The 14,449-nt window shown below is 38.3% G+C and carries 14 protein-coding genes and 1 pseudogene; 11 read left to right on the top strand and 4 right to left on the bottom strand.

What is annotated here, in order from left to right:
• Window positions 1-298: 298 nt before the first annotated feature.
• Window positions 299-1,568: pseudogene (locus tag QFZ72_RS15870) on the bottom strand (aspartate aminotransferase type Ic).
• Between the two features lie 480 nt (window positions 1,569-2,048).
• Between QFZ72_RS15870 and QFZ72_RS15865 the strand changes: the two are divergent.
• The 7 genes from QFZ72_RS15865 (at window position 2,049) to QFZ72_RS15835 (ending at window position 8,041) form a co-directional block, all read left to right on the top strand.
• Complete coding sequence (locus QFZ72_RS15865; protein ID WP_307435029.1) at window positions 2,049-3,824, top strand: acid phosphatase; 1,776 nt, start codon at window positions 2,049-2,051, stop codon at window positions 3,822-3,824.
• 442 nt (window positions 3,825-4,266) lie between these two features.
• A complete protein-coding gene (locus QFZ72_RS15860) occupies window positions 4,267-5,070 on the top strand; it encodes a nucleotidyltransferase family protein (protein WP_307435026.1) in 804 nt (267 codons plus the stop codon).
• A gap of 22 nt (window positions 5,071-5,092) precedes the next feature.
• Window positions 5,093-5,260, top strand: a complete 168-nt coding sequence (locus QFZ72_RS15855; protein ID WP_307435024.1) for a hypothetical protein — start codon at window positions 5,093-5,095, stop codon at window positions 5,258-5,260.
• 129 nt (window positions 5,261-5,389) lie between these two features.
• The gene (locus QFZ72_RS15850) at window positions 5,390-5,833 is read left to right on the top strand and encodes an NUDIX hydrolase (RefSeq protein WP_307435021.1); all 444 of its coding nucleotides are present in this window, start codon (window positions 5,390-5,392) and stop codon (window positions 5,831-5,833) included.
• Window positions 5,834-5,969: 136 nt separating this feature from the next.
• Window positions 5,970-6,470 carry a hypothetical protein gene (locus tag QFZ72_RS15845; RefSeq protein ID WP_307435018.1) on the top strand — a complete coding sequence of 167 codons (501 nt, stop codon included), beginning with the start codon at window positions 5,970-5,972 and terminating at the stop codon, window positions 6,468-6,470.
• A 399-nt stretch (window positions 6,471-6,869) separates the two neighbouring features.
• Window positions 6,870-7,160, top strand: coding sequence for a helix-turn-helix domain-containing protein (locus QFZ72_RS15840; protein WP_307430193.1), 291 nt, complete (start codon window positions 6,870-6,872; stop codon window positions 7,158-7,160).
• On the top strand, window positions 7,157-8,041 hold the full coding sequence (locus QFZ72_RS15835) for an IS3 family transposase (protein WP_307430190.1): 885 nt from the start codon (window positions 7,157-7,159) through the stop codon (window positions 8,039-8,041). Before QFZ72_RS15840 ends, QFZ72_RS15835 begins: the two co-directional genes overlap by 4 nt.
• Before the next feature lie 265 nt (window positions 8,042-8,306).
• Here QFZ72_RS15835 and QFZ72_RS15830 read toward each other — a convergent pair whose 3' ends face one another.
• Window positions 8,307-9,134, bottom strand: coding sequence for an alpha/beta fold hydrolase (locus tag QFZ72_RS15830; protein ID WP_307435015.1), 828 nt, complete (start codon window positions 9,132-9,134; stop codon window positions 8,307-8,309).
• Between the two features lie 148 nt (window positions 9,135-9,282).
• On the opposite strand from QFZ72_RS15830, the gene QFZ72_RS15825 reads away from it, so the two are divergent.
• The 3 genes from QFZ72_RS15825 (at window position 9,283) to QFZ72_RS29510 (ending at window position 10,492) form a co-directional block, all read left to right on the top strand.
• On the top strand, window positions 9,283-9,729 hold the full coding sequence (locus tag QFZ72_RS15825) for an Lrp/AsnC family transcriptional regulator (RefSeq protein WP_307435012.1): 447 nt from the start codon (window positions 9,283-9,285) through the stop codon (window positions 9,727-9,729).
• A gap of 266 nt (window positions 9,730-9,995) precedes the next feature.
• Entirely contained in the window at window positions 9,996-10,229 is a 234-nt protein-coding gene (locus tag QFZ72_RS15820; protein ID WP_307435010.1) for a hypothetical protein, read from the top strand.
• A 65-nt stretch (window positions 10,230-10,294) separates the two neighbouring features.
• Window positions 10,295-10,492: a lipoprotein gene (locus QFZ72_RS29510; protein ID WP_373464590.1), complete on the top strand. Its 198-nt coding sequence runs from the start codon at window positions 10,295-10,297 to the stop codon at window positions 10,490-10,492.
• A gap of 312 nt (window positions 10,493-10,804) precedes the next feature.
• Here the strand turns inward: QFZ72_RS29510 and QFZ72_RS15815 are convergent.
• Window positions 10,805-12,165 (bottom strand): IS3 family transposase gene (locus QFZ72_RS15815; RefSeq protein ID WP_307435008.1). Its coding sequence is split into 2 segments (ribosomal slippage): window positions 10,805-11,709 and window positions 11,709-12,165, totalling 1,362 coding nucleotides; the frame shifts between segments, so codons are not numbered across the junction.
• Between the two features lie 232 nt (window positions 12,166-12,397).
• Window positions 12,398-12,943, bottom strand: a complete 546-nt coding sequence (locus QFZ72_RS15810; protein WP_307435006.1) for a TetR/AcrR family transcriptional regulator — start codon at window positions 12,941-12,943, stop codon at window positions 12,398-12,400.
• 234 nt (window positions 12,944-13,177) lie between these two features.
• Here QFZ72_RS15810 and QFZ72_RS15805 point away from each other — a divergent pair, with 234 nt between their 5' ends.
• On the top strand, window positions 13,178-14,263 hold the full coding sequence (locus QFZ72_RS15805) for an alpha/beta hydrolase (RefSeq protein WP_307435004.1): 1,086 nt from the start codon (window positions 13,178-13,180) through the stop codon (window positions 14,261-14,263).
• Window positions 14,264-14,449: the final 186 nt, after the last annotated feature.

Here is a 14,449-nt window from a genome sequence, read left to right as displayed (position 1 = left end):
GGCCAGGAGAATCTTATTATACACAAGAATATTTTAACTGTAAATTATAGCATAAATAAAATTTTTTGTCAATAAAAAACGTTTTGTTTTATAATAACTAATAAATTCCCTTGTAGTAAATTAAGATATTTTTCTATATTATGGTATTAAATTTTAAATAATAAATGATATTGCTCAACAATCGGGCGCAATAATTGAATATTAATGGACAGCAATTCATCTTTATATTCTTTTGAAGATAAAGTTGCAGGGGATGAAAAAAGACCTTATTTGGTTTAAACCAGATAAGGTCTTAAAATTACTTTTCTAGTAGTACCTTTTTAATACTCACTAGTTTTATACATAAACATAATACTTCTATAGCTGTTTTTAGTTCTTTTAGAGTTGGGAAAGTAGGAGCAATACGAATATTTCGATCTCTAGGATCTATACCGTATGGGAAGGTAGCTCCTGCTTTTGTAAATGTAACACCTAGTTCAGATGCAAGATTAACTACTTCCGTAGCACATCCATCCAATGTATTTAAACTAATAAAATATCCACCGTTTGGTTTGCTCCACGATCCAATTTTATAATCACCTAATTGAGCATCTAGTACGTTTAATACCATATCAAACTTAGGTTTAATTAATTGAGCATGCCTTTTCATATGTAGTGTTATATTTTCAAAGTCCTTAAAAAACCGGACATGACGCAGTTGATTAATTTTATCGGGACCGATTGTTTGAATTGCAAGTTGTTCTTTAATAAAAGTAATGTTTTCTTCACTAGCAGCCATCACAGCAACACCAGAACCTGGAAATGTTATTTTGGATGTAGAAGCAAATATAAACACACGGTTTGGATTTCCAACATGCTTACAAGCAGTTAATATATCTTTCAAAATGTCGGGTTCATCCGTTAAATGATGGACAGTATAGGCATCATCCCAAAAGATTTTAAAATCTTTTGCTTTTGTAGGCATGCTTACAAGTCGATTTACAACATTATCACTGTAAGTAATCCCCTCTGGATTACTATATTTTGGTACACACCAAATCCCTTTTATCGATTCATCCTTACTAACCAATTCTTCAATTTGATCCATATCAGGCCCATCACTTAACATATCAATTCTTATCATTTCTATGTTGAATAATTCACAAATAGCAAAGTGTCTATCGTACCCGGGACTTGGACATAAAAACTTAATTTTATTCTCTTTCCCCCATGGGATTTTACTATCTACAACACCTTTAAGTAATGCTCTAGAAATTGTATCATGCATCATACTAAGACTTGAATTTACTGGTACTTACTTGAAGTACTTGTGCAAAAAGTTCTTTTGCTTCTTTTAAACCATCTATTGATCCGTAGTTTCGAATATCTATATGTTCTTCAACTTTAAGTGACTCTTTAGAATTCAATGTATCAAGTATATCCATGGACAAGGCAAGTTGTTCAGGTCCTGGTTTCCCCCTAGACATATCTAAAGAAAGATTTCTAGTCTTATAACTTTCATAATCTTTCTGTAACTTAGGATAAGACTCAATTAATTTTGAATTAATCAATGCGTTTAAGCCAGTCATGTGTATACCTCCAATATTTTAAAACGATTGTTTAATATTCAATATTGTGTAAATAAATACCTTCCAAAGTTTTTTGAAAATTTACGGATTTGTAATATACATATGCTAATGATAATGCAATCCTTTTTTACAGTCTTTGATCTTCAACAATCGGGCAGGATAGTTGAAGAGTGGTTTCAAGAGTTTGATCAACAATCGGGCCAGATTGTGGAAGAACGTCCCTCTGATAATTGGGTATTTATGTCAAAATATAGAATGGAAATTGTGAAGGTTTTCACTAAAACGAACGAGGCAGGTTAGCTTTATAACAAAAGCCGAAATTTTGTCAGATATAAAAAACAAAGTAAAGAGTTCTTTCAAATCCAATTGATTTAATGTAGGGAGGAGAAGTTACAAAACATTAACAAAACAATGCTCTTAATTTAACAAATTAAAGATATTATTTTTAGGACATACAACAAGAGAGGATATGATTTAGGAATGAAATTACGAAGGAAGCATTTATCAGTTGCTTTATTATCCCTGCCATTACTACTAAGTTCCCTGGGAGGGAGTTATGCGAGTGCTGAAACAATACCAACAACAGTAACTCCGCCATCACCCCCATCTTCGGGGTATTTCGTAGATAATTACAAAAATAATAGTTCTGCTAATAAGACGGAAAATTCCAATCCGACACTCGGGCTGCTTTCCGGATATAATCAGCTTTGGACTCCTGGAGCTACCTGGGATACAGGTACCAAACTGAACAGTAGCGTGTTGGATGCCAACATTCAAAAAGTTGTTGACATTGCTGATAGCCGTACTTCCAGTGAGGAAGATGCCGCATATTTCGATGATCGTAGAAAACAGAGCTACAGCGTCATCGATGGCCTTGGTTCGCTTACTGATGTATATCGAATGAACGCGGGAGCGACTACAACGATCAACAGTATCCCAGCAGATGCCACTACTATAAAATATGATGATCAAGGAACCAATGCAGGTAGCACGAGTTCTAGTCTTGGTAATATAGTGAGTTTGGTAAATACTTTACGCGGTAGCAATTCTTCATCGAACCCGGCTAAGGAGTACTTTAATTATCCTCGCCCGTTTCGCTGGAGTAGCAATTCAATCGTTGTTCCAACCCTTATTCCCGCTATAAATCCTGATCCGAGCAAGGATGGAGGCTTTCCTAGTGGCCATACCAATGCCTCATACCTCGCCGCTATTGCTATGGCCTATGCCGTACCAGAGCGTTACCAGGAATTGCTTACACGAGCTTCGGAACTCGGTAACAACCGTATTGTTGCCGGTATGCATTCGCCGCTTGATGTAATGGGAGGACGTGTCATGGCAACTGCGTTGGCAGCTGCTATCCTGTCTGATCCAGCCAATGAAAGTTTGAAGAAGGCTGCTTATGATGATGCTCAAAGTAAATTGTTAACGCAAACCGGTACAGCAGCAGATAGGTTCAGCAATTATTCCAAGAACAAAAAAGAATATACCCAACGATTGACATATGGATTTAGTCAGATTAATTCAACTACTAACCCAATGGTGGTTCCTAAGGGAGCTGAAGTCCTACTTGAAACACGTTTGCCTTACCTTGACAGCACGCAACGTCGCTGGGTTTTGGCCACTACTGGACTTCCATCCGGCTATCCCGTGCTTGATGATGCTGAGGGATGGGGAAGACTTAATCTCTTTGCCGCCGCAGATGGTTATGGAGCTTTTGCCAATGACGTTAAAGTGACAATGGATTCTTCCAAAGGTGGTTTCCATGCATTGGATCGCTGGCGCAACGATATCTCCGGCACCGGAAAGCTGACCAAAAAGGGGACAGGTACTTTAAAGCTGGAGGGTAACAATACATACTCCGGCAGTACACAGATTGACCAAGGCACACTTGAGGGTAATTCGGAGACAGCTTTCGGGAGAGGCGATGTTACGAACAACGGGGGCACCCTTAGTGAAGATGTTTCAGGAAAGCTGATCATCGGAGGAGATTACATACAATCTGCCAAGGGCACACTCGAGCTCAACCTTAGCAGTAAAAATGATCTGCTCAAAATTAAGGGCGAGGCAATGCCTAAAGGGAAATTACGTCTCAATTTTTCGGACAATTATGTACCAGCTGACGGCTCCACTATCATAACCTATGATAAGCGTCATGGAGTATTTTCTTCTATTGAGACCGTGGGTTTACCAAGCAAGTACAAAGTGAAGGTTATCTATAAGTCCAACAGTATCCAGTTAAAAGTCACAAGAAAATAAACTCGGTACACATCACCCAATCATCTCCTGCCTTTAGCAGAAGAAGTTAATCCGCAACAATCCTTCCCATTAGTGGTTATGTTGCGAGCAGTTCACGCCATAAAGAATATTAAAACAAGCTGGTGCTAACTGCCGCTAGCTAAGACAACATAAATGATAAACAATCGGGGGCTTATCTTGAACAAGATAAGCTTCTTTTTCTGTGAAAATAATCATTGTGATTACAGCCTTGTTTTGAAATAATTGGTATTAAGCAATCGGGCAGGATTGTGGAGGATCCGAAATTATTTTTCTTCCGCAAACGGCCCATTTAATGGAATAAGACTTTCAAACGAAACTGGATATTTATGTTAATGCTGGTATGAGATTGTTAAGAAATGTACTTACACTAAAGTGCAGTTTAGCGACAGAGTAACGACTAATACGTAGGAGGAAGATTGAAATGGGGAGTCTACAAGCTGGATATGGGCTAGACTCGGATGGGTACATTATCAGTGACGTTGCTTTGGAGAAGATTGATAATGCCTACTTTCCATGTATTCGAGAGTGTGTCGAAAAGTTAAAAGCATTGTTTCCACATCTAGTGCATAGTGTCTATGTATATGGCAGTGTTGCAAGAGGTGAAGCTGTGGCGGTTAAGTCAGATCTGGACCTTTTAGTTATGTTCAATGGTACGCTGAGTGCTGAAGAGTTGGCGGAGTTAAAGACGCTTACTAAAGCATTGTCTCGAAATTATCACTCTTTGGTTCGCGATGTTGGAATAGCAGTTGCAAATTACGACTATGCGGTTGATCCGGCGAATTACTTCGAACAGGCATTTCTTAAGGAACTCTGTGTTTGTGTCCACGGAGAGGATCTTCGAGAACGATTCGGTCCTTACAAACTCACATCGGAGATAGCGATAAGTTTTAATGGAGATATTCGCGAAGTTCTTTCTCGGACAATAAGCCGGTTACAAGCAGCCTCCGAAGAGGAGTTTAAAACACTGTTACAAGGCTTTGTTCGTAAGATTATTCGAACTTACTATTCAATGGTGATGGTGCGATCTCAGATTTGGTCCACACGACTTCACGAGCAGTCTGAGGTTTTTATCCATTACTTTCAACATAAGGAACCTATCATCCGCACCTTACTGAAATGGATAGAGAAGCCACCAAGCAACCGAGAACAAGTACTAGAGCTCTTTCGGAGCGAGGGTAAGTGGGTTTCTGCGAACTTTGAACGTGAAGCCTGTATCTCTTCTTGAACTACCATGAAAATAAACTTCAATGATTATGGAAAAAAGGCAACACTTAATAAAAAGCAGCGATGGAACTCCATCCTCTAAAAAAGGAGAAGCATTAGAAATTCATCAAGTCGTCTTTGTAGGTGAATTCAATAATGAAAAAGTATATTTAATTATTTTAAATATCGTACCGGAAAAAGTGACTGATTGATTTCGAAGTAACAAAAGGAGCTTATTCAACAATCGGGGGCGTTAACTGAAGAAGGGTTAACGCTCCTTCTTGTTGAATTGTATTAATTTATTGGTCAACACGAAAAAATGATGGAGGAAATATATATATATGACACCACCAAAACATATCGTTTCAGCAGCTACTATAGTATTAAATGAACAAGGACATATTCTATTAATTAAAGGACCACGGAGGGGATGGGAAATTCCTGGCGGTCAAGTTGAAGAAGGAGAGTCTCTTAAGGAAGCTGCCATTAGAGAAGCCAAGGAAGAATCAGGTATAGACATCCAAGTTCTTAAATTTTGTGGAGTTTTTCAAAATGTAGACCGTTCAATTTGTAATACACTATTTTTGGGTAAAGCTATTGGAGGAGAACCCACTACTAGCTCTGAGAGTTTAGAAGTTGGTTTTTTTCCAATAAGTGTAGCTTTAGAAATGGTCACTTGGAAAAATTTCAGACAAAGAATTGAGTATTGTTTAAACGATGATGTTCAGCCTTTTTACGTAGAATTCCGTGGTAATGAAGTTGAGGAGCTTATTTTGGAGTTATAACTATTTCAAAGAAACCTTATTCCGCTATCGGGGGCTTATCTGGAACAAGATAGGCTTTTTTTATGCAAATAGATATTGTTATTCTGACTTCAATTTGAAGGTGAAAAAATCTAATCTAAAGAGAGGTAATGACTTAGTGAAAATACGTTGGTTCATCTATATAGTTATTGGAATAGTATTTGGTGTATTTGATTTTTATTTCCATAGTTTTGTTTCCCGTTTGCTAATTCAAGGGGAGAATTTATGGACAATACTAACATATGGTATCTGGTTAGTACCTCTATTCCCAATTGCTCTCTATGAAGCACGAATTTCCAAATCAAAAGTAAGGTCCGCTCTTGCGAGTTCGATAACGTGGCTTGTATCAATAATTTTTTATTATTTATACAATGCCATTCAGTTAGGGATCATAGGGATTTCAACTAGGCCAGAACTACATATATCTAATAGTAATGATCCATTCTTTTGGGGAAATTGGAAAAGCGTATTCTGGAATGATATTGTAGTACGAGGTATTTTTGAATGGAGTGGCTTTGCCTTATTAGGTGGATTCATTGTAGGCTTTTCAATGAGTTTTATTTATCTTAGTATTGAGAACCCTAGGAGTTTTGGAAGCAAGACAAATAAAAATACTTGAAAACAATTTCATCTTTTTTTATTGCTCCAATCTAAGTTTCCCTGAGTATGGTTATTTATTGATGGTTGCACTCCTCAACAATCGGGGGCTTATCTGTAATAAGGTAAGTGTCCTTTTTAATGGAATAAAAGATTGAGTTAATCACCTAATTTTGAAATAATTGGTATTAAGCAATCGGGCAGGATAGACAGGCCAAATTATTCAATTAAGAAAAATGCAGGGGGCGTGGCCATCAAATCGTTGACCGAAGGAAGAATTATTTTTTGGTGAAATAAATTTAAAGATAGGACTTCATAGTTATTTTATTAAAGGGCGCTATCCTGGAACTGGTATGCTCCCCTTATAGTAGACACATTTAAAAAAGCGCATTAATCTGTCTACTAGGAGGGGGTATTTTTTATGGAGAAAAAAGCAGAGACTTATGATATATCGTTTAAGAAAAAAGCGGTGGATTTATATCATCAAAAGAAGAATTATTCAGCTGTTTCCAGAGAATTAAACATTCATCGAAAAAACATACAACGGTGGGTTAAACAGTTTAGTGAAGATGGAATTGTTGGTCTTAGGGAGAAACGCGGAAGAAAAAGTGGGTCTGGTAAAGTCTCTTCATCTACTATTGAAAATCCTCAAAAGAAAATAAAGCGATTAGAAGCTGAGAACGAACTGTTAAAAAAGCTTTTAAAGATGTGAAAGGGGGAATTGATTTAGAACCTAGTAATCTATTTCAAATCATTGATGATTTATCTAATCATTCTATACAGCTACTTTGCCATCTGGCTAAAGTATCAAGAAGTGGATACTACAAGTGGGTAAAGCGTAAAGCATTACCTTCGGAAAAGCAGATAGAGGATGAGAAGCTAAAGCAGAAAATAATAGAATGTCATCAGAAATATAAGGGCATCTATGGCTATAGAAGAATACAAATTTGGTTAAAGAGGACCTATGATATTCACATTAATCACAAAAAAGTTCAACGGTTACTAAGTGAGCTAGGTATTAAAGCAATTATCAGGAAGAAACGAATTTATTACGGTAAGAAAGAACCTTATCTTATCTCGAATAATTATTTAAATAGAGCCTTTTACGCTTCTCGCCCTAATGAAAAGTGGGTAACTGATATTACGTACCTCATTTTCAATGGACAGAAACTATATTTGTCTGCCATCAAAGACCTATATAATAACGAAGTTGTTGCGTACCAAATTAGTAGACGCAATGATTATAAGCTAGTCTTGGATACTCTTAAAAAAGCCATAAAAGGAAGGAATGTAAAAGGAATCCTTCTCCATAGTGATCAAGGATACCAATACACGTCCCATAACTATAATCAGCTACTCACAAGAAATAAAATGAAAGCTAGTATGTCTAGAAAGGGCAACTGTTGGGATAACGCTAGTATGGAAAATTTCTTTAGTCATTTAAAAACAGAATGTTTTAACCTTCATACTTTTAAAACTTCACAAGAGGTTAGAAGGGCTATTAAAGACTACATTCTCTTTTATAACCACGAAAGGTTTCAAAACAAGCTAAACAACCTGACTCCTATCGAATATAGAAGTCAGGCTTCTTAACTGCGCTTATTTTTTGTGTCTACTTGACAGGGGTCAGATCAGAACAAGGATAAGCGCTCATTTTCCTTTTTAGGGCCATTTTCTTGAATATGAGAAAGATCGGTTATTAAAAAACATTTTGGAAAATGTGGACTTATCGATTCCAAGGAAGTTTAGTTGAATAAAAGATAAAGTTGTTATGGGGTCTAATAAAACTTTATCTTATCCATAATACTTTTTTCAAAATGGATTCCCGCCCATTTCATTCGCACGTGGACCCTTTTCCTTATTTCGATTGCAGGAATTCGAGCACGGCGCTCAGGAATTCGGCTTGATACTCCACATTCGACAGGTGAACTGCTGGCAGCATGACGAGCTTCGCGTTCGGCACCGTCTCAGCGATCAATTCGCCGTGGCTGGGAAGCGTCACTGTATCATACTGGCCAGCAATGACTAGTGTCGGGCTGTTGATAAGGGCGACAGTCCGGCGCATATCCATGTCACGGATCGCAGCCCAGCTTCCTGCAATTCCCTGAGCACGAGTAGCGAGCACCATCTTGCGAAACGACGTGACGAGCGCGTTCTCCGACTCCAGCATATGCGAAGGGAACCAGTTCTTCATGAACATATCGGCGAATTCGGTCAGGTTCTCTGGTTGCAGCACAGAGGCGATTAGGCCCTCCCATTGCTCGGCCGGCCCCAGGTAGGAGGAGGTATTGCTCAGAATCAGCCGATCGATCCGATCGGGAGCGTAGATGCCTAGCCATTGTCCGATGACACCGCCTAACGACAGCCCGAGGAAATGCACACGGTCGATGTGAAGCGCGTTGAGCAGTTCGATAACATCCCGTCCAAGTCTGTCGAACGAATACGGACCGGCGGGCGTATCCGAGTCGCCATGCCCACGATAGTCGTATCGAAGCACACGGAAATGCCGAGAAAATTCAGCTAGCTGGCCATCCCACATGTTCATCGAGGTGGCGATGGAGTTCGCAAGCATCAATACAGGCTTACTGGCTGATCCTTCGATTCGATAAGCAATCCGAACTCCATCACTGGTCGTGAAAAAGTTTAACCCATCAGTCGCTCTGGTTTCGTTTAATGTCATTGTCATATTTCTCAATCTCCTTTAAGGTTTGTTATTGTCATTTTATTAGAGATAACGTACATTTTAAATAAGATTATTAAGGAGTATTGGACTTCAAAACTTAATTTTTTATTCGTTTCAGGCCAATAACTTTTAAAAATGAGGTGTCGTGTTTATGGATCAAATCGATTATAAAATCTTGGCCACGCTGCAGGATAACGCCCGGATTCCCATTTCCGAGATGAGCAGAATGATCGCGATGTCGCAGCCAGCTGTAACGGAAAGACTTCGGAAGCTGGAGGAGCGAGGGGTCATAACGGGCTATCGGGCAGAGCTTTCTCCACATAAGCTTGGTAAGCATACAATCGCATTCGTTTTGTTTAAAACGAATAACTGCAAGGATTTCGAAACTTTCGGTGAAGCGTCCCCTGAGATTATCGATCTTTACAGAACCAGCGGAGAGTATAATTATCTAATGAAGGTGTTAACAGAAACGAGTGAATCATTGGCAAGATTTCTTGATGTTTGCAACGCATTTGGATTTTCAACGACCCTAATTGTTCTCTCAACGAGATTTGAGGATAAAAGTCTTGTAGGATCCGATGTTTTGAAAAAACTTTAACCGTTTATATGTGGATTTTTGATAATGTAGGATTTTTTCTTATTAAGCAAACGGGCGCTTTTCTTCGATAAGACAACATAAATGATATTCAACAATCGGGGGCGATTACTTAACAAAGTGTCGCCTCTTAGTATTGAAGTAAAGGGCCAGATTCTGGAGGAAGAAAGGAAATTAGATAGTTCATCTTGAATTTGTAAGTTATTCCAGAAAAGGGCAGGATTGTTGAAGAAGAATTAAATGTCGTTACATAGATGGAGGGATTTATTATGGAGAAAATTTTTGTTAAAACTGCTATATATTCATTTATTACTTCTTTTTCATTGTTGTTAGTATTCTTAGATAGAACAAAGATCACAGAAGATGTAAACGGTATGGGTTCATATGAAGAAACTTCTTATCCAGATTTTTTCTTTATGATACTAGAATACTCAATAATAATTTCGATAATTGCAATCCTACTTGTATATGTTAATTTGCGATTCAAAAAGAAAAAATTGTAAAAATACTATTCCGTTAAAGGGGGCGTTTGTGTAGTAAGAGCACTGCTGAGAAATTGGAGGCTAATATGAAAAGAATATTTTATACTGCTTTATTGTTGTTGATTTTGACTGGATGCAGCAATGAATTTATAAACCTTACCGGAGAAAGTAAGAGTTGGACTGGAAAATACTCAGCGAATATTGATGGTAACGATGAGGACGGTAGTTACGAATTTCATTTTAAGAATGGAGATGGCATACTCAATTTCAGTTGCTCGAAGTAATCATATACGATGGAAGTACAACAAAGTCAGAAGAAAATTTCAAAGGTGCTACAATTAATATTCCATCTGCTTGCAAAGGATGTTCGTTAACTTTACATAAATATCAAACAGACTTTTATAACTTAAACTTCTTTCAGATTAAAGGCTTGGTCTTACCTGAGTGAGATTGAATCTTCGAAACTGAACTCCTGGTTATTTAGAGTAGGGGTACCGCCAACATTTCGGAAATTTTGTACGCTAAGCGAATTTTAACCTGAAAAAGTCGAATTCCCGTACGTGAACTGACCCCATAAAGTTAGACAGGTTATTTCATTAGGCAGCCCGTTGGGCATGAGCTCGGTATTGTACCGGGCTCATGCCTTTTAATTTTGCCTTGATTCGTTTGTGATTATAGTATTCTATATATTTTTCTAGTTCTTGTTTAAAGTGTTCCACACTTTCAAATTCTTTTAGATAAAGAAGTTCCGATTTCATGATACCAAAGAAATTTTCCATAACAGCGTTATCGTAACAATTCCCTTTGCGAGACATACTTTGCGTAATGCCACGTTCCCTAAGGGCATTACTGTATTGTTTCATTTGATAATGCCAGCCTTGATCGGAATGAATAAGGAGAGTAGCGTCGTCTGTTAAACTTTCAAAAGCTTGATCTAACATCGTTGAAATGAGTGAGTAGGTTGGTCTTGAACCGATTGTATACGTAATGATTTCTCCATTAAATAAGTCCAATATCGGCGATAAATATAGCTTTTCTCCAAATAATTTAAACTCTGTAATATCCGTAACCCATTTCTCATTTGGTTTTTCAGCTTTGAAATTACGATCTAAAATATTTAGAGCAATCTTGCCCACAGTTCCTTTGTAAGAGCGGTATTTTTTCATACGGACAAGACATTTTAGCCCTAGTTCTTTCATGATACGCTGTACCTTTTTGTGGTTTACTTGGTGTCCGCGATTTCTAAGTTCATCACGAATACGACGGTAACCAAACCGACCTTCATGTTCATCGAAAACAGATTTAATCAATACTTTCAGTTCTGCATCTGGATCAGGACGACCGAAGTTTTTCACCCAATAGTAATACGTGCTACGCGGAATGTCTGCTAGCTGTATAAGTGCTTTCACCGGGAATGCATTCCTTAATTCATAGACTACTTGTGCTTTGTCTTGTTTGGTGATTTTTCCTTGTTTTGAACTAAGGCATTCAACTTTTTTAAATAGGCATTCTCTATACGTAAACGTTCATTCTCTGCCTGTAAAGCCTCTATTGACCCTTCATCGGGTACATGAGTATTTGATGTCTTATTATTTTTATTTTTCATGGATGGACGCCCCTTTTTCTTTGATTGTAGGGCATCAAATCCTTCTGTTTCATAAGCAACTTTCCATTTTCGAAGCGTTTCATAAGATGGAATATTAAAAATCGCCGCAGTTTCCCTGATAGACGTCCCGTGTTCGTTCATATAATTGAGTACATCTAGTTTAAACTGTGCGGGGTAGGGTGTATAGCGTTTTTCAAAAGCATCATCACCAAAAAGTGCAAATTGTTTAATCCACTGATGGAGTAAACTCGGATGAACACCAATAGATTTAGCAATTGTTTGTCCTCCCTCATTACCATCTATATATTGTCTTACTGCCTGTATTTTTTCTTCTGAAGTAAATCTCGCCATAAAAAACTGCACCTCCAATTGTTAGTTGTGTCTAACAATTGGGGTGCAGTTCAACGCTAAGGATTCGACTTTTTTAGATTGGCTTGTTCCACTAAAGCACCCGCTTAAGTAAAATGATTCACAATGTGATTTTAATGAATACTAAGAGACAGGTATCCTAGTAAAAGCCTCGTCCAAAGAAATTATCCTTTTCTTTTTCACTAATTTAAGGGAGGTTTTTCATAGTAGGTAACTATACAATTCTCTCTAACAAATCCCCCACTTTTTCTGCCATGACACGAGGTGGATAAGGCATTCCATTCTTTAACCACCATTCCACTACCCCTACGTAAGCATTTGCAACAAATTGAACAATTACATCTTCATTTTGACCGTCATTTTTTCCTTTTGTTATGTCCACATCTTTCTTGAACTCTTCGATATTAAACTTAAGGAACTGACTACGAAAATATGGAGCTCCTTCACTCGCTAACATCGTCGAAAAGAATAAATAATTACTCTCAAAGTATTCCATACAGTGTACAGTCGATTCTATAAAATCCATTTCAGTTGCCGACTCGCAAAAATTACTCATGTTGTTTATATGTTCTTCCATGATTTTATCTAATAGATCAAATTTATCTAAGTAATGAAGATAGATGGTTCCTCGGTTCACGTTTGCCCTGTCAGAAATGTCCTGAATAGTTATGTTATCAAAATTTTTTTCAGACATCAGTTCGATAAGAGCCTTTTTAATGGCTTCTTGGCTTTTGGTTATTCTTCTATCTACTTTCGGCATTGTTTGGTCACCAGACTTTCCTAAGATAATCAACAATTTTTATTGATTTGTTGAGTAATCAACGAATTGCGTTCATTTAACCATTGTGAGCATCGTGTTTCTATTTATAATTATAAACAGATGTTGATTAATCAATCAATGATGCTTTTCTTTTTTGAACGAAGTCAATGTACACCATGATAGTTACAAAAGAATTATTTTCAAAACAAAAATAAGAAAGGGTGTTATTTTAAAATGAAAAAAAAATCTATTATCACGCGTGTACTCACAGTGATAGCACTGGGCTTGCTTTTATCCGCGACCATCGTTGCATCCAAGACCAGCGTTGGCGCTGCATACACGCCGGACATGTCCAATGGAGCAGACAATTTTTACAAGAGCAACAAGGTAACCATGAAGAAGGTTGAGTTTAAAAATCAATACAACATGAATGTTGTTGGGAATCTTTTTATTCCCAAAGGTTTGAAGAAGAACACCAAAAATCCCGCGATCATTGTCGGGCATCCTATGGGCGCAGTAAAAGAACAAAGTGCGAATCTGTATGCCCAGAAAATGGCTGAACGGGGATTCGTTACTTTGTCCTTTGATTTGTCTTCCTGGGGAGAGAGCGAGGGTCAGCCTCGCAATGCTGTTTCGCCGGATATCTATGCCGAGGATTTCAGTGCTGCGGTGGATTTCCTGGGCACCCGGCAGTTTGTTGACAGGGATCGGATTGGTGTTATCGGGATTTGTGGCAGCGGAAGCTTTGCCATCAGCGCAGCCAAGATCGACTCGCGCATGAAAGCCATTGCGACAGTCAGTATGTACGACATGGGCGCTGCCAACCGTAATGGGCTTAAGCATTCCCTGACACTTGAGCAAAGAAAGAAGATCATTGCAGAGGCAGCCGAGCAACGCTATGTAGAGTTCACGGGCGGTGAAACCAAATACACCAGTGGGACAGTACATGAGCTAAATGAAAACTCTACTGCCATTGAGCGTGAGTTTTATGACTTCTACCGCACTCCAAGGGGCGAATTCACTCCTAAGGGCTCGTCACCTGAACTCACGACACACCCGACACTGACCAGTAACGTCAAGTTCATGAATTTCTACCCGTTCGAAGACATAGAGACGATTTCTCCTCGTCCGATGCTTTTCATCGCGGGTGAAAACGCTCATTCCAGAGAGTTCAGCGAAGACGCCTACAAGCTAGCAGGCGAACAGAAGGAACTCTACATTGTTCCGGGCGCAGGTCATGTGGATCTGTACGACCGGGTGAATTTAATCCCTTTTGACAAGCTTGAGTCCTTCTTCAAAGAAAATCTGAAGAAAAAATAATGCTTGTGTTGAAGATCGTAGAGAGCTTTGTGTGCCAATGGTACTTTGAGTGAAATCGCTGTGTGAATCCCGCATATCTTGTCGGGATTCACACTTTTTTGTCTGAATAGAATTCCATACGTTATGTAGATTAGAAGGGTGTTGTTAATCATTACCATATAATGGAGTTTTTTATGCTTGGCGGAT

The sequence above is a fragment of the Bacillus sp. V2I10 genome (assembly GCF_030817055.1).
In the GTDB taxonomy this organism is placed as follows: Bacteria; Bacillota; Bacilli; order Bacillales; family Bacillaceae; genus Bacillus_P.
This window is presented reverse-complemented; position numbering and strand designations above follow the sequence as displayed.